The 17,238-nt window shown below is 33.0% G+C and carries 14 protein-coding genes; 10 read left to right on the forward strand and 4 right to left on the reverse strand.

The genetic code is table 11. The features are described 5' to 3' along the window. Nucleotides 1–468 precede the first annotated feature (468 nt). The 5 genes from NQQ59_RS01235 to NQQ59_RS01255 all read left to right on the forward strand — a co-directional run bounded on the left by NQQ59_RS01235 (nucleotide 469) and on the right by NQQ59_RS01255 (nucleotide 8,140). The gene (locus tag NQQ59_RS01235) at nucleotides 469–1,530 is read left to right on the forward strand and encodes an efflux RND transporter periplasmic adaptor subunit (protein WP_144212912.1); all 1,062 of its coding nucleotides are present in this window, start codon (nucleotides 469–471) and stop codon (nucleotides 1,528–1,530) included. Nucleotides 1,531–1,617: 87 nt separating this feature from the next. Next, on the forward strand, nucleotides 1,618–4,716 hold the full coding sequence (locus NQQ59_RS01240) for an efflux RND transporter permease subunit (protein ID WP_257698076.1): 3,099 nt from the start codon (nucleotides 1,618–1,620) through the stop codon (nucleotides 4,714–4,716). Nucleotides 4,717–4,779: 63 nt separating this feature from the next. Next, nucleotides 4,780–6,090 carry a TolC family protein gene (locus NQQ59_RS01245; RefSeq protein ID WP_144212916.1) on the forward strand — a complete coding sequence of 437 codons (1,311 nt, stop codon included), beginning with the start codon at nucleotides 4,780–4,782 and terminating at the stop codon, nucleotides 6,088–6,090. A 188-nt stretch (nucleotides 6,091–6,278) separates the two neighbouring features. Continuing rightward, nucleotides 6,279–7,142, forward strand: a complete 864-nt coding sequence (locus tag NQQ59_RS01250) for a bestrophin family protein (RefSeq protein WP_144212918.1) — start codon at nucleotides 6,279–6,281, stop codon at nucleotides 7,140–7,142. Nucleotides 7,143–7,216: 74 nt separating this feature from the next. Beyond that, the gene (locus NQQ59_RS01255; protein ID WP_144212920.1) at nucleotides 7,217–8,140 is read left to right on the forward strand and encodes an AraC family transcriptional regulator; all 924 of its coding nucleotides are present in this window, start codon (nucleotides 7,217–7,219) and stop codon (nucleotides 8,138–8,140) included. Nucleotides 8,141–8,233: 93 nt separating this feature from the next. Here the strand turns inward: NQQ59_RS01255 and NQQ59_RS01260 are convergent, their stop codons facing one another. The 3 genes from NQQ59_RS01260 to NQQ59_RS01270 all read right to left on the reverse strand — a co-directional run bounded on the left by NQQ59_RS01260 (nucleotide 8,234) and on the right by NQQ59_RS01270 (nucleotide 11,277). After that, nucleotides 8,234–8,608, reverse strand: a complete 375-nt coding sequence (locus tag NQQ59_RS01260; protein WP_144212922.1) for a DUF779 domain-containing protein — start codon at nucleotides 8,606–8,608, stop codon at nucleotides 8,234–8,236. A 66-nt stretch (nucleotides 8,609–8,674) separates the two neighbouring features. Further along, nucleotides 8,675–9,709, reverse strand: coding sequence for an alcohol dehydrogenase AdhP (gene adhP, locus NQQ59_RS01265; RefSeq protein WP_144221458.1), 1,035 nt, complete (start codon nucleotides 9,707–9,709; stop codon nucleotides 8,675–8,677). A 62-nt stretch (nucleotides 9,710–9,771) separates the two neighbouring features. Continuing rightward, on the reverse strand, nucleotides 9,772–11,277 hold the full coding sequence (locus NQQ59_RS01270; protein ID WP_144212924.1) for an aldehyde dehydrogenase family protein: 1,506 nt from the start codon (nucleotides 11,275–11,277) through the stop codon (nucleotides 9,772–9,774). A gap of 237 nt (nucleotides 11,278–11,514) precedes the next feature. On the opposite strand from NQQ59_RS01270, the gene pheT reads away from it, so the two are divergent. From pheT to NQQ59_RS01295, 5 genes are all read left to right on the forward strand, one after another. Continuing rightward, nucleotides 11,515–13,971, forward strand: coding sequence for a phenylalanine--tRNA ligase subunit beta (gene pheT, locus NQQ59_RS01275; protein WP_372497203.1), 2,457 nt, complete (start codon nucleotides 11,515–11,517; stop codon nucleotides 13,969–13,971). A gap of 249 nt (nucleotides 13,972–14,220) precedes the next feature. Further along, nucleotides 14,221–14,649, forward strand: a complete 429-nt coding sequence (locus NQQ59_RS01280) for a hypothetical protein (protein ID WP_144212928.1) — start codon at nucleotides 14,221–14,223, stop codon at nucleotides 14,647–14,649. Between the two features lie 7 nt (nucleotides 14,650–14,656). After that, a complete protein-coding gene (locus NQQ59_RS01285) occupies nucleotides 14,657–15,304 on the forward strand; it encodes a hypothetical protein (protein ID WP_144212930.1) in 648 nt (215 codons plus the stop codon). Next, on the forward strand, nucleotides 15,277–16,059 hold the full coding sequence (locus tag NQQ59_RS01290) for a sensor histidine kinase (RefSeq protein WP_144212932.1): 783 nt from the start codon (nucleotides 15,277–15,279) through the stop codon (nucleotides 16,057–16,059). Before NQQ59_RS01285 ends, NQQ59_RS01290 begins: the two co-directional genes overlap by 28 nt. Beyond that, a complete protein-coding gene (locus NQQ59_RS01295) occupies nucleotides 16,049–16,699 on the forward strand; it encodes a response regulator transcription factor (protein WP_144212934.1) in 651 nt (216 codons plus the stop codon). The genes NQQ59_RS01290 and NQQ59_RS01295 overlap by 11 nt, the downstream gene beginning before the upstream one ends. A gap of 1 nt (nucleotide 16,700) precedes the next feature. Here NQQ59_RS01295 and NQQ59_RS01300 read toward each other — a convergent pair whose 3' ends face one another. Next, a complete protein-coding gene (locus tag NQQ59_RS01300; protein WP_144212936.1) occupies nucleotides 16,701–17,213 on the reverse strand; it encodes an adenine phosphoribosyltransferase in 513 nt (170 codons plus the stop codon). Nucleotides 17,214–17,238: the final 25 nt, after the last annotated feature.

Consider the following 17,238-nt stretch of genomic DNA (forward strand, 5'->3'; position numbering starts at 1 on the left):
ATTTATTTAAGCAACAAAAAAATAAACACTTGTTAAAACAATTATCAACCAGATTCTGTAAAAACTTCAAAAAACAACCTACAAATACTAAATTTTAACAATACTTGTCCCTTTTATGAACCGATAGTACTCAAAAAAACTCCTTTTTGTTTAACATCCCAATGTTACAAATAAAATCGATAAAGTGCAAAAAAAATCAGACAAAATGCGTAAAAATTATTTAAAGCTAGACTTCACTTGACTTTTCAGATTTCAAAGTATAATCATTGACTTTAGAAACACCCTATTTTTTATTTTAAAAAAAATTAATCTTTTGTTAAACCTTTTGATTTCTTTTGAGTCTAATTGCAAACCTTTGTACATACAAATGTTAAATAAAAGCTAACATCTTCCGATTTCGTATCAAAAAGTTAAATTTGTAAGCTTACTAAAAACATAAACCTATAAAACTATATTCACCTCAATTTTATGAAAGTAAAACACCTCATTTACACCCTTTTAATTATTACAATAGGAGGTTTTATTACCTACAGAATTATATCAAACAAGAGCAAAAATGATGACTCAAAAAAATTTAATGATAAAAATTCTCCAACAACTGTTAACGGAATTGTAATAAAAACAGCCACTTTTGATAATAACTTATCACTTTCGGGCTCTATTGAAGCCAATGAACAAGTGGAAATTCATAGTGAGGTTTCTGGAATTGTAGAAGGAATATTTTTTAATGAAGGATCTACTGTTACCAAAGGTCAAGTACTTTTTAAAGTAAATGATATTGAATTAAAAGCCCAATTAAGACAAGCTGTAACCAAAGAAGGCTTAGCTGCAGAGAATGAAAGAAGAGCAAAACTGTTACTTCAAAAAGAAGCCATCAGCCAGGAAGAAGCAGATGTCGCAAGAGCTGATCATGCTTCTGCACAAGCGCAAAGTCAATTGATTAGAGCACAAATTTCTAAAACTTCTGTGAGAGCACCATTTTCAGGTAAAATTGGATTAAGAAATATCTCTCCTGGGACTTACATTACACCAACTGTTTTAGTGGCAAAATTGGTTAATACAAGCAAACTAAAGATTACTTTTTCTATTCCGGAGAAATATGCTTCACAAGTACAATCTGGATCCGTAATTGATTTTAAAGTTTCAGGTTCAACTAAAACATATAATGCCAAAATTTACGCTATCGAACCTGAAGTCGCAGTTGCAACACGTACACTTCAAATTCGTGCCATTGCAGACAACACAGACGGAAAACTTTTCCCGGGAACATTTGCAGATATCAAACTGCCTCTAAATATTATTAAAGATGCAATTGTAGTACCTTCTCAAGCTATCATCCCAATTCAGGACGGCAAAAAAGTTTATATTGCTAACAACGGACAAGCAAAAGAAGTTATGGTTGATGCGACAACAAGAACTGATTCTTCAATCCTTATTCTATCTGGATTGAAAGCGGGTGACACTTTAATTACAAGTGGTGTAATGTCATTAAAAAATGAAGCCCCAATTAAAGTTAAAGTGCAAAAATAATTTATGATTTCAGATTTTAGATTTTAGATTTCTTGTGTCTTGAAATCTAAAATCTAAAATCAACAATCTAAAATCTAAAATCATAAGATGAGTTTATCAACTACAAGTATAAAAAGACCTGTTTTAACCATTGTACTGAATCTATTAATCATATTATTCGGTTTCATTGGTTATACGTTTTTAGGAGTTAGGGAGTTCCCTTCTATCGACCCTGCACAGGTTTCTATTCGTACCAACTATACTGGTGCGAACTCTGATATTATTGAATCACAAATCACAGAACCTCTTGAAAAGGCAGTAAATGCAATTGATGGTATTCGAAACATTACATCTTCTAGTAACCAAGGAAGCAGTAATATTACTATAGAATTTAATCTGGACAAAGATTTAGAAGAAGCAGCAAATGACGTTCGTGATAAAGTTTCACAAGCCATTAGAAATTTACCACAAGACATTGATGCACCACCCGTAGTTTCTAAAGCAGATGCGGACAGTGAATCTATTATTTCAATGACTGTTCAAAGTAATACACGAAGTTCTTTAGAGTTGAGTGATTATGCTGAAAATGTTATTTCACAGCGATTAGAAACGATTCCTGGCGTAAGTGCTGTACAAATTTGGGGGCAAAAACGTTACGCCATGCGTTTATGGATCGATCCCGCAAAATTAGCAGCCTATGGTTGTACAGTTGCAGAAGTTCGTGCGGCATTAAATTCTCAAAACGTTGAGTTACCTTCAGGAAAATTAACAGGCAACAATACCGAATTAACGGTAAAAACTATAGGAAATCTATCAAAACCTGAAGCATTCAATGATATCATTATTAGAACTGATGGTGATAAAATTGTGCGCCTAAGCGATATCGGAAGAGCTGAATTAGGTCCTGAAAATATTGAAACCGGATTAACATCATCTGGACTTCCAATGATTGGACTTGCCATCGTGCCAATGCCTGGAGCAAATTATTTAGATATTTCAGCTGAGTTTTATAAAAAATATGAAGCCTTAAAAAAGGATTTACCTAAAGATATCAAACTTAATATCGCTCTTGATAATACCCTATTTGTAAAAAAATCAGTTTTAGAAGTTGCAGAAACACTAGGAATCTCCATTATTCTTGTAATTATTATTATCTACTTGTTTTTTAGAGATTGGGCTATTGCATTTCGACCTTTAATAGATATACCTGTATCTTTGATTGCTACGTTTTTTATTATGTGGCTTTTTGGTTTTTCTATAAATGTATTGACACTTCTGGCTATTGTACTGGCAACCGGTTTGGTGGTTGATGACGGAATTGTAGTAACAGAAAACATCTTCAAAAAAGTCGAAGAAGGAATGTCACCAATTGAGGCAGCTATAAAAGGTTCTAATGAGATTTTTTACGCTGTAATTTCGATTTCGGTAACTTTAGCTTCGGTATTTTTACCCGTAATTTTTCTTGAAGGATTTGTAGGTCGTTTATTTAGGGAATTTGGCGTTGTAATTGGAGCCGCAGTTTTAATTTCTGCATTTGTATCTTTGACTTTAACTCCGATGTTGAATGCCTATTTAATGAAAGGAGGAGAACAGAAAAAATCAAAATTTTACATAAAAACGGAACCTTTCTTCGAAAAAATGAATAGCGGTTATGCCGATGCGCTAAATAAATTTATGGCTAGAAAATGGCTTAGTTTTCCAATTTTGATAGCTTGTTTCGGATTAATTTATTTGTTCTTTACTATTCTTCCTAAAGAAACTGCTCCTTATGACGATCGTAGTTCTGTAACCATGCGTATGACGACTCCAGAAGGTTCTTCTTATGAATACACAAATCGTTTTATGCAGGAAATTTCCAAATTGGTTGATGATTCAATACCTGAAAAAAAAGTTAGTTTGGTCATTACCGCACCCGGTTCTGGAGGATCTGCAGCAAATTCAGGGTTTATTAGACTTTCTTTAAAGCAACCAGACGAGAGAGAAAGATCACAAAAGGAAATAGCAGACCAATTATCGAAATGGACAAAAAAATATCCAGACGCTAAAACATCTGTTATTCAACAACCAACTATTGCTGTAAACAGACGTGGAGGTTTACCCGTTCAATATATAATTCAAGCTCCAACTTTTGATAAATTAAGAGAAAAAATTCCTTTATTTATGGAAGAAGTTGGCAAAAGTGATGTTTTTTCAATTACAGATGTAAATTTAAAATTTAACAAGCCTGAATTAAACGTTACAATTGACCGTGCAAAGGCAGAAAGTCTAGGAATTTCTATTTTAGATATTGCACAGACTTTACAGCTTTCTTTAAGCGGACAGCGTTTTGGTTATTTCATTAAAAACGGAAAACAATATCAGGTAATTGGTCAGTTTGATCAAAAAGACAGATCTAAACCTTTGGATTTAACTTCGATGTTTGTAAAAAACAAAAACGGAGAATTGATTCAAATGGATAACGTGGTAAAGGTTTACGAACAAAGTAATCCACCACAATTGTATCATAACAACAGATATATGTCAGCAACTGTTGCTGCCGGTTTAGCCCCAGGAAAAAGTATGGGCGACGGAATTAAAGAAATGGACCGCATTAAAGCCAAAGTCTTAGATGAAAGTTTTACAACCGATTTGGCTGGAGAATCTCGAGATTTCGTAGAAAGTAGTTCAAATACTTCTTTCGCTTTCGGATTGGCTTTATTACTAATATTCTTGATTCTTGCTGCACAGTTTGAAAGTTTCATTGATCCGTTTATTATCATTTTAACGGTTCCAATGGCAGTTGCAGGAGCTTTATTCTCTTTATGGTTATTCAACCAAACTTGGAATATTTTCAGCCAGATTGGTACCGTAATGCTTATTGGACTTGTAACTAAAAACGGTATCTTGATTGTCGAATTTGCGAATCAATTACGTGAACAAGGAAAACCAAAATTAGAAGCAATTTTAGAAGCTTCAGAGGCGCGTTTACGTCCAATTTTAATGACCAGTTTAGCGATTGCTTTAGGAGCACTTCCAATTGCAATGTCGCTTGGTGCTGCATCAACGAGTAGAATTGGTATGGGAGTTGTAATTGTAGGAGGAACTATTTTCTCATTGGCTTTAACGCTTTTTGTAATTCCTGCGATCTATTTAATGTGGTCTAAAGCCAGAAAACATTATCCGGAATTTGACCATATCGATGAATACGAAAGAGAAAGTATAAAATAGAAACCAAAAAATCACGAATTTTATTCTCTAAAATTCGTGATTGTCTGGTAAAAGAATATAAAAATGAACATCAAGAATATATACTATACTTTAATATTGCTCTTTGCTTGTCTTATCCAAGCAAATGCGCAGGAAGTTATGACCATTGAACAAGCTATGACAATAGCTTTGGAGAATAATTTCGAAATTAAAATCGCTAAAAACAATTCTAGAATAAGTAACACAAATGTTACCGTTGGAAATGCAGGAATGTTGCCAACTGCAACAGCCAATATTACGGACAATAACAATGTTACTAACTCTACGCAAGTACGTCAGGACGGAACTACAACCTCATTGAATAATGCCAAAAACAACAGTTTAAACTACGGAGTAAGTTTAGGCTGGACGGTTTTTGACGGAATGAAAATGTTTGCCAAGTACGATCAATTAAGAGAACTTCAAAAACTAGGTGATTCTGAACTTAAAAGAACTATTTTAGTTAAAATCGGACAAGTTAATTCTGCTTATTACGACTTGGTGCAACAACAGCATCAATTGGCTGCTTTAGATACTACTATTGTAATTTCTAATCAGAGATTGACTTTAGCTAAAAACCGTTTCAGTATTGGAAAAGCTTCAAAATTAGAAGTTTTAAATGCGCAGGTAGATTTAAATTCCGATCAAGTTGCTTTATTAAGACAAAAAGAATCTTATGCCAATGCCAAAATTCTATTGAACCAATATTTAGCTCGAGATCCAAAAATTGATTTCAAAGTAACAGATAAAGTCAATGTTGACAATAAATTGGTTTTGGCTGATTTAATGGATTTAGCTTCAAAACAAAATCCTGCCCTTGAATCACAAATTATCAACAAACGAATTGCCGAATTACAATTAAAACAAGTTAAAGCAGATCGTTATCCTGTTCTAAGATTAACCACTGGATATAATTTCTCTGAAAGCCAATCCAGTTTAGGTTTTACCAGCGAAACTTCTAATAGAGGTTTAAATTACGGTTTTAATGCTTCTATGAATATTTTTGATGGTTTCAATCAGCATCGAAATGAAAAAGTAGCTAAGATGCAGATTGAAAACACACAAATTGCCATCGAACAACAAAACATGATTTTGAATACGCAATTGAGTACTGCTTTTCAAACGTATTTAACAAACTTAGAGCTTATCGATCTAGAAGAAGACAATGAAGCAATTGCCAGACAAAATTTAGAAATTACTTTAGATAAATTCAAAATCGGAACTATTACAACCATCGATTTTAGAACGGCTCAGCTAAATTATGTCAACGCCAAAGTACGTTACAGCAACGCACAATACGAAGCTAAATTATCTGAAATTGCATTAAAAGAATTAGCAGGAAATATTAATTTCTAATTTTATAAAATCAATTAAAACAAGAACCTTTTCTTAGCATTAATTGGCCCCCCCTCTTTATCTGCTAATGTGCTAAATCTACGAGAACAAAATTGACTCGCAGAGTTTATCAGATTAGCAGATTTTTTTTTCACTCTACATCAAATTAGGTCAATTTTTAATTTAAATTTGTTACAAAACAAACTTAAATGATTTCGTACAATACCAAAGACTGGTTTACTTTTATTTTTCATTTTCATAAATCGGATACCGTTCGTAAACTGTTTCCTATTATGATTGCAATTGGAATTTATTCTGCTGCAGTTGGTTATCTGGAAGTCGAATATTTTAAAGTTACAAAAAACGATTACATTCACAGTATTCCGATTATGCACGGAATGCTGGGTTTTGTTATTTCGCTTTTGCTTGTTTTTAGAACTAATACTGCTTATGACCGTTGGTGGGAAGGCCGTAAACTTTGGGGCGGACTTGTAAATAACAGTCGAAATTTTGCTATCAAACTTTCTGCAATTCTAAAAGATGAAAACGACAGAAACTTTTTTAGAAAGTACATTCCCATGTATGCTGACATTCTACACAAACATTTAAAAGATGAAGAAACCAGCAAAATGTTGTTTGAAGATGTTGAATTAGAATTAGACAATCATAAACACAAACCTAATCAGCTGAAAAGAATTATGTATCATAAAATCAACGATTTGTATGATGCAGGTAAAATTTCTGGTGATCAATTGATTACCATCAATGATGAATTGGTTGCTTTTACTGATATATGCGGAGCTTGCGAACGGATCAAAAACACTCCAATTCCCTACTCTTACAGTGCTTTTATAAAGAAATTTATTTTCTTTTACACCATGACACTTCCATTTGGATATTCTGTAAGTCTGGGTTATTTCGTTGCTCCGGTTGTTGTTTTTATATTTTATGTTTTGGCCAGTTTAGAACTTATTGCCGAAGAAATTGAAGATCCGTTTGGTGATGACGAAAATGATTTACCAACTAAAAAAATGTCGGAAAACATTAAAAAACACATAGAAGAATTGATTTAATAAAACGTTAAATCTACCTGATTATATTCTTATTTTCATTAAATTTAAAGTCTTCACCAAAAAGCTAAATTTCAATGAATAACCAAAGATTTCTAGTCAATCCGCTTCAGTTATCACAAGAAAAATCCTTAAAGACTCTTGTTGAAAATAGAACCATTTACAATCTTAGTAATTGTGAACTGAACTTGTTTGAAACCTACGAATCAACTAAAATGGTTCCTTTAAAATTTAATGATTTGGTGGTGACAAGTATGCTTCGAGGCAAGAAAGTCATGCATCTTTTTGATGATCCAGAATTTGAATATCTGCCAGGCGAAACTGTAATTGTTCCCTCAAATGTAGAAATGAAAATTGATTTTCCTGAAGCATCCAAAAACAATCCTACACAATGTTTGGCTTTAGCAATCGATCATGCAAAAATTGCTGAAATTTTAAACTTCTTAAATGAACATTATCCAAAAGAAGGAAACAATATGTTCTGGCAATTAAATTATGAGAATTATTTCTTTTACAATAATGTCGAAATGGCTACTACTATCAACAAATTGATCAAAGAATGCATGAGCACTTCAATCACAAAAGATATTTTAGCCGATTTAACTTTAAAAGAATTATTAATTCGAATTATTCAAACTCAAACCGTAAAATCGCTAGACGAAGGAAAATTTCATGAAACCAATAATCCCATAACAGAAGTTACAGAATATATAAAACAGAACTTAAAGGAAAACATGAACTTGAAAACTTTAAGCGAAAAAGCCTGCATGAGCACAACTTCTTTCTACCGTTTTTTTAAACGCGAACTTGGAATGAGCCCGATTGAATATATTTTGAGTGAAAAAATAAAATGTGCTAAAAATCTACTAAAGAACCCAACACTTCAAATCAACGAAGTCTGTTATTTAGCTGGTTTTGAAGATGCAAACTATTTTATTCGATTATTCAAAAAACACGAAGGAATTACACCAAAACAGTACCAGTTACTTTATATTAATTAAAGGTCCTGAGTTGCTAAGGTTCTAAGATACTAAATTTTAGACTGAGACTGAGACTGAGACTGAGACTGAGACTGAAAACTGCGACTAAAAAAACTACTCAATCCTAGTAACTGGTTCTAAATCCTTCTCTTCTTCTGGAGTAAAAATTCGATATTCTATTTGAAATGTTTTCTTTAATGGTGTTTCTAAAGAAAAACCTCCTACTCCAAATGCATCAATTACAGTTAAGGTAAAATGTGCATGTTTCCAATATTCGAATAAATCTTTATCCACCCAAAATTCGGTATCCTCTATTATTCCAATACAAACATCTCCTGTTCGCTGGTAATAACCTCCTTTTTCAAAACATTGTGGCTGTGTTCCTTCACAACATCCGCCTGCTTGATAAAACATTAATTCACCATGTTTCTCTTTGAGGATATTGATCAATTCAACTGCTTTTTCTGTGGCATCAATACGTCTAATCATAACTTTCAAAATTAAAAAAAGCAGTAAACTTTCTAAAGAGCTTACTGCTTTAACATAACCAACTATTTAGGACTGTGCTATATCCAGCACGATTCTTCCCTCTATTTCTCCTTTTTTCATTTTGTCAAAAACAGTGTTTACCTCTTCTAATTTTGAAGTTGTAACTGTTGCTTTGACTTTTCCATCAACTGCAAATTCAATTGCTTCTTTCATATCTTTTCGAGTTCCAACAATTGAACCTCTAATGGTAATTCTATTTAAAACGGTATCAAAAATAGATAAATCAAAATTGCCTGGAGGAAGTCCGTTTAATGCCATTGTACCTTTTCTTCTCAATGTTTCAAGTCCTTGCTTGAAAGCAATTGGCGAAACTGCAGTAACCAACGCCCCATGCATACCACCAACTTCTTTCTTTAAGAATTCTCCAGGATTTTGATTATTGGCATTTACAACCAAATCTGCACCTAGTTTTTTCGCCAGTTCCAATTTATCATCTCCAATATCAATTGCGGCTACATTCATTCCCATAGCTTTTGCATATTGCACAGCAACATGTCCTAAACCTCCAATTCCAGAAATCGCAACCCATTCGCCAGGTTTAACTTCAGTTTCTTTTAATCCTTTATAAACAGTAACACCAGCACACAAAATAGGAGCCATTTCAATGAAGTTCACATTTGAAGGTAGAATACCAACATATCTAGCATCTGCTATAACAAATTCAGCAAAACCGCCATCTACACTGTAACCGCCATTCTGCTGACTTTCGCATAAGGTTTCCCAGCCTGTAATGCAATGATCGCAGCCACCACAAGCGCTGTAAAGCCAAGGCACACCAACGGCATCTCCTTCTTTTACATTTTTTACATCCTGTCCTACTGCGGCAACATAACCAACAGCTTCGTGTCCAGGTATTAAAGGCATTTTAGGTTTAACTGGCCAGTCTCCATCTACAGCATGTAAATCGGTGTGGCAAACTCCGCTTGCAATTACTTTTACAAGAATTTCATTTCTGCCTGGGCGTTTTACTTCAACCTCTTCAATTTTCAAAAGAGATCCAAATTCTCTGACGACCGCGGCTTTCATTGTTTTTGGAAGCATAATTCTATGGTTTTAAGAGAATAGAAAATCGGATTAATTTTCTATTCTCAGGTTTATATTCTTTAAAAGAATCCTAATTTCTTTTTATCATAAGAAATCAGCATGTTTTTGGTTTGGCGGTATTGACTTAGCATCATTTTGTGGTTTTCACGACCAATTCCAGATTGTTTGTAACCTCCAAACGGCGCTCCTGCAGGATAAGAATGGTATTGATTAATCCAAACACGACCAGACTGAATTGCTCTTGGAACTTGATAAATTTCGTGTGCATCTCTCGTCCAAACACCTGCACCTAAACCGTACATCGTATCGTTTGCAATTTCGATTGCTTCTTCTGTAGTTTTAAAAGTCGTAACCGCTAAAACAGGTCCGAAAATCTCTTCCTGAAAGATTCTCATCTTATTGTGGCCTTTAAATAATGTTGGTTTTATGTAATAACCACCTTCTAATTCGCCACCTAATTTATTTTCATCACCACCAGTTAAAAGCTCCGCTCCTTCTTCTTTTCCTAATTTGATATAAGACATGATTTTTTCTTTCTGAACAATTGAAGTCTGAGCACCAATCATTGTTGATCTATCCAACGGATTTCCAGCAACAATTGCTTCTGTTCTTTCAATTACTTTCTTGATAAACTTGTCGTAAATATCTTCGTGAATTAATAATCTGGAAGGACATGTACAGATTTCACCTTGATTTAAAGCGAATAAAACTGCACCTTCCACTGCTTTGTCAAAGAAATCATCATCATGATCTGCTACAGATGGGAAGAAAATATTTGGTGATTTTCCACCTAATTCTAAAGTAACCGGGATAATATTTTCTGTAGCATACTGCATTACCAAACGTCCTGTAGTAGTAGAACCTGTAAATGCTGCTTTCGCTACTTTTTTATTGGTTACTAACGGACGTCCTAATTCTGCTCCAAAACCATTCACAATATTTAAAACTCCAGGAGGAAGAATATCTCCAATTAATTCCATTAAAACCATAATCGAAATTGGCGTGCTTTCTGCAGGTTTTAAGACGATTGTATTCCCTGCTGCAAGCGCTGGAGCGATTTTCCAAACTGCCATTAAAATCGGGAAATTCCAAGGAATAATCTGTGCTACAACTCCTAAAGGCTCACTTAATGCGATAGAAACTGTCTGCGAATCTAATTCTGCTATCGAACTTTCTTCTGCACGAATAACGCCAGCAAAATATCTAAAGTGATCAATTGCTAATGGAATATCAGCAGCAAGCGTTTCGCGAATTGGTTTTCCGTTGTCTATTGTTTCAACTGTTGCGATATATTCTAAATTATCTTCAATTTTTTGAGCAATTTTATTCAATAAAATACTTCTTTCGGTTACCGAAGTTTTTCCCCAAGTTTTAAATGCTTCATAGGCCGTATCTACCGCTAATTCTAAATCTGCTTTTCCAGAATGTGCTGCTTTTGTAAATACTTTTCCATCAATTGGAGAAACAACATCAAAGTATTCTCCTGTAACTGGTGCTACAAATTTTCCACCAATATAATTATCGTATTGTGCCTTAAATTCAGGTCTTTTTGCTGTGGTACTCATAATATTCCTTTTTTGATTTACTCCAAATTTAGCTTCATAAAAAGAAACAGAATAGCACTTTTCAGTCATCTTGTAGCACAAAAATTACACATTCGATTTTTTTAGTTAACTATACTATTTATTTAATAAAATTTTAATATATAAATTATCAAATAATTATTACGCAGCATTTTTTAATCAAGAAAAAACAGCAAGAAAAAACCAAATATTTTTTTCTTACTCCACGGCGCAATCCTTATATTTGTAAACTTATTCAAGAATAAAAAAGTTACAATGAAAATATCTTACAACTGGTTAAAACAATTTATTAAAACAGATTGGACATCTGAGCAGACTTCAGAATTACTTACAGATCTTGGTTTGGAAGTTGAAGTTGTCGAAAAATACCAATCCATTAAAGGAGGATTAGAAGGAGTTGTTGTTGGACACGTTCTTACATGCGAAAAACACCCTGATGCTGACAGATTGAAAGTTACTACAGTCAATGTTGGTTTAGAAGCACCTATACAAATTGTATGTGGAGCTGCAAACGTTGCTGCAGGACAAAAAGTACCAGTTGCCACAATCGGAACTATTTTATACGATAAAGATGGTGCTGAATTCACCATTAAAAAAGGTAAAATCCGCGGACAGGAAAGTCACGGAATGATTTGCGCTGAAGATGAATTAGGTTTAGGAACAAGCCACGACGGAATTATGGTTTTGGCTGAGGATTTAGTTCCTGGAACACCTGCTTCTGAAGTATTTCAAATTGCAAATGATGAAGTTTTTGAAATCGGCTTGACACCTAACCGTGCTGATGCGATGAGCCATTACGGAACTGCACGTGATTTAAGAGCTGGAATGCTGCAACGTGGTGTAAACATTGAATTGATTACACCTTCTGTAAGTAATTTCAGAGTAGACATGCGTACATTAAAAATTGACGTAAATGTTGAAGATAATCATTTAGCTCCAAGATATTGTGGAGTAACAATTTCAGGTATTTCTGTTCAGGAATCTCCTGCTTGGCTACAAGACCGTTTAAAAGCTATTGGTTTAACGCCAAAAAATAATATTGTTGACGTTACTAATTATGTTCTTCATGAACTAGGACAACCTTTACATGCTTTTGATGCTGCGAAAATCAACGGAAAAATCATTGTAAAAACTGCTGTTGAAGGAACTAAATTTGTAACTCTTGACGATGTAGAAAGAACACTTCATAAAGAAGATTTAATGATTTGCGACGAAAAAGGTCCGCTTTGTATTGCGGGAGTTTTTGGCGGTAAAAAATCAGGAGTTTCTGAAGGAACAACGACTATCTTCTTAGAAAGTGCCTATTTTGACCCTGTTAGTATTCGTAAAACGGCTAAAAGACATCAATTAAGTACGGATGCTTCTTTTAGATTTGAAAGAGGAATCGATCCAACAATTACTGAATATGCTTTAAAACGTGCTGCTCTTTTGATCCAAGAAGTTGCAGGTGGAAAAATCACTTCTGACGTTGTAGAAGTTTATCCTAAAAAAGTAGAAGATTTCTCTGTTTTATTGAATTTCAGCCATGTATCTAAGATTATTGGACAGGAAATTTCAAAAGATACCATCAAAAAGATTTTAGTTTCTTTAGATATTAAAGTAAATAGTGTTTCTGATTCTGGATTAGGTTTAACAATTCCTGCTTACCGTGTAGATGTGCAGCGTGAAATTGATGTAATCGAAGAAATCTTAAGAGTTTATGGTTACAACAATATTAATTTCTCTAAGAAATTCAATGCAACAGTAGCAAATTCACCAAGAACGGAAGATTATAAAGTACAAAATACGATTGCTTCTCAATTGAATTCTCAAGGTTTCCACGAAATGATGGCGAATTCATTGACAACAGCCTCTTATGCAAAATTATCGACTTCATTAAAAGAAGAACATAATGTTTCCATGTTAAATCCATTGAGTAGTGATTTGGCAACACTTCGTCAATCTTTATTATTTTCAGGATTAGAAGCTGTTTCTTATAATATTAACAGAAGAAATTCAGATTTAAAATTATTTGAATTCGGAAAAACATACCACAAATACTTAAATGGATTTGAAGAACATAAACATCTTTCTTTATTAATTTCTGGAAATAGAAACAAAGAAAGCTGGACGAGCCCACAAAAAACAACAGATTTCTTCTTATTGAAAGGTTATGTAAAAGCAATCTTGTCTCGTTTAGGAATTGAAAAGATTTCTAATGCGCCTGTTCATTCAGACATTTATTCTGAAGGAACTGCAATTACATACAACAACGATATTTTAGTTGAAATGGGTGTAGTTAAAAAGCCTATTTTAAAACATTTCGGCATCAAACAAGACGTTTATTATGCTGATTTCAACTGGGATTTAGTTTTAAAAATTATTACTGGAAAAATCAAGTATACTGAAATCCCTAAATATCCTGAAGTTCGTAGAGATTTAGCTTTATTAATTGATGAAAAAACTACATATGAAAGTATCTTCAATCTGGCTAAACAGACCGAAAAAACACTTTTAAAAGACATCAATTTATTTGACGTTTACCAAGGAAGTAAATTACCCGAAGGAAAGAAATCATATGCTTTGAGTTTTACAATTCAAGACAACAGTAAAACATTAACCGATTCTCAGATCGACAAAATCATGTCTAAATTGCAACAGACATTTGAGACTGAGCTTGGAGCAAGTTTGAGATAAGTTCTTCAAACATAAAGTGCACAAGGATAAACGCAAAGTCCGCAAAGTTTTTTTAAGCTTTGCGGACTTTTCTTTTATATATGTTTAGCTAAAATACTTGCGTTCTTTGTGGTTGAAAAACTTGAAATCTGAAACAAAAAAAGGGTATATTTCCCCTTGCCCAAATTTTATGTTTCGGATATTTTTGCTTCCAATAACAACTCAAAAACCTATTAAATAAACCCTTAACCAATAAAATTTTATTACATTATGAAAAATCCTCCCTCAAAACCAAGTCAGTTAATCACTAAAGAATTCGCTAGACAATTGAATGTGAATTACAACAACAAAAAAGCTTCTCTGACTTCAAAAAAAGCTCAAAAAGAAGATGCAAATGCCATTTGGTATTCTTTGGAAGAACTGGAAAATTATATTCATTACATCAAAACAAACGGAGCAAAAGAAGGTTACAATGTTGACGGAATTCGTTTTTATTTTGGTGTTTATCCTGACGACGAAAAACATGGAGAAAAAGCAGGATTGACTACTTTATTCTTAGTACCGACTGGAAAACAAGTAGAAACTTCTACTGCTAAAATTCAAGGTTTTGCTTTAGTACAAGAAGCCTCGCCTGACATACAAAGCCTTGAACCAATGAATTACGGAAACATCGGAAGGCCGCCAAGTTTATTATACTAAAAAAACTATGTTTGAATTTTTAAGATCTTATATCATTTATTTAGCTTTTTTATCCGGAATTGTTGGTTTGTTTTCATTACCAAAACTTCCTGGTAATAAGGCTAAATTTTTAGTACTTTTAATCTGGTTTTCAATTTTGACTGAGATTGTAGGATACTATTTTACTCAATGGACAGGTTTGTTGAATTTTTATGTCTACAATTTCTACATGTTCATTAGTTTTTCCGCCTATATCTTACTTTTAAGAGCCTTATTTACCAAATACAACAATCGAATTGCAGCCATACTTTTTTTAATCTTATTTATAGTTTCTTTCTTCTTAAACATATTATATTTTAAAGAAGACATGAACCGCTCTTTTACATACAGTTTTGCAATCGGAGTGCTATTAGTATTAATACTATCTTGTTTTTATCTGATTGAGATTTTTAATTCTGAAAAAATATTAAACTTTAAAAAGTCCGTTTTTTTCTGGTATATATTGGGAATATTGGTTTTTCATGTTCCTTTTACTCCATTTATGCTGGCAATTAACTGGTTTTTAATCAAACAGGACGAATCTATATTTAGTTTGGTTTTGTTTATTTTGAATTTTCTGGCACATAGCTGCTTTATAACAGGATTTATATGGAGCGAAAAGAAATACAATTATTAGTTATTTCTCTGGGTATTGTTTTCTTTACCCTAATCATTGTGTTACTCGTAATTTTCTTTTATTTCTTAAAAAAGAAAAATAACTTTTTGGTAGAAAAAATGGAAGCTGATTTGTATTTCCAGTCCGAATTGGTAAAAACTAGAATTGAAATAAAAGACCAGACTTTATCTGAAATCAGTAAAGAACTTCACGATAATATCGGACAGATTATTTCGGTCGCTATTATGCAACTCAATATTTCGATAAGCAATAAAAGTATTCAGATTGAAGAACTTCAAGATTTAAAAGCAGTTTTAGCTAAATCTCTCGACGAACTTAGAATTCTTTCTAGAATTATAAACAAAGACAATTTATTGCAACATGACTTTCTGGAGGCCATTCAGCAGGATTTGGAGCGAATTAAGAAACTCAAAAAGATTCAGTATAACTTTAATCAGATTGGTACCGTTCCATCCATAAACGAAGAACATCAATTAATTATCTACCGAATCTTTCAGGAATCGCTTCACAATAACTTAAAACACTCCAGAAGTGATTTATTTGATGTTTCTATTGAAAGCACCAATTCACTTTTTATATTAAAATTAAAAGATTTTGGAATTGGCTACGATCTTAAAAAGTCAAACTCAGGTTTAGGATTGAATAACATGAAACTGAGAGCTAAACTAATTGGAGCCAAGCTAATTATGAATTCTGATGAAACAGGAACAAGTGTAACTATCGAATATCCATTAACTCAAGGCTATGAAAACTAATTCAAAAAGTAAAATAATAATCGTAGACGATCATTTGTTATTTTCGCAATCACTGGAACTTCTCATCAAAAGTTTTGGTGATTATGAAGTTATAGAACGTTTTGAAAACGGAAAAGTATTTATTGACCATCTTCAAGCCAATCCATCATCTGAAATCGATCTAATTTTACTGGATGTCAACATGCCCGTTCTTGATGGATTAAGCACAATGAAATGGCTAAAAGACAATAGACCTGAGTTAAAGGTCATCGCTTTATCTGTAAATGATGATGATGACATCATTATAAAAATGATTACCAATGGTGCAAAAGGCTATTTATTAAAGGATACTTCACCAGAAATATTCAGAGAATCCATTGAATGTGTTATAGAAAAGGGTTTTTATTTCACTGAATTAGTTTCTGGAATGCTCATTAACAAAGTCAACAGTGACAATAAAAAAATCAGTTTAAAAGAGAAAGAGATTATTTTTATCAAACACGCCTGTACTGAAATGACTTATAAAGAAATTGCATCGGAAATGTGTTTGAGTCCCAAAACTATTGACGGTTACCGAGAAATACTTTTTGATAAACTTGAAATAAAAACCCGAATCGGATTGGTGCTTTACGCCATTAAGCATAAAATCGTACTGGTTTAAACTAATACGTTAATGCTGAAAAAACTGGATAATCTTTGATTTTTTCCCTTCCGTTAAGAAAAGTCAACTCCATCAAGAAATTGCATTGTATAATTTCACCTCCTAGTTTCTCTACTAATTCGCAAACTGCTTTTGCTGTTCCGCCTGTTGCCAAAACATCATCATGAATTAAAACGCGCTCTCCTTTTTTAATAGCGTCAACATGCATTTCTAAACTATCAAAACCGTATTCTAATTCATAAGAAGCCGAAATGGTATCAAAAGGAAGTTTTTTAGGTTTTCTAACTGGAACAAATCCGGCATTTAACTCTTGAGCTAATAACATTCCAAAGAAAAAGCCTCGAGATTCAGCACCTACAACTTTATCTATTTTTTGTCCATTTAAAGAATCCATTAAAACTTTTAAGCAATTTGTTCGCGCTTCGGGGTTAATTAGCAAAGGTGTGATATCTTTAAACAAAATTCCTTCTTTCGGAAATCCCTGAATATCACGCACATAATTTTTAATCTTCATTTTTTTTTAATTTTCTGTTATTTTT

The sequence above is a fragment of the Flavobacterium panacis genome (assembly GCF_024649945.1).
Lineage (GTDB): Bacteria > Bacteroidota > Bacteroidia > Flavobacteriales > Flavobacteriaceae > Flavobacterium > Flavobacterium panacis.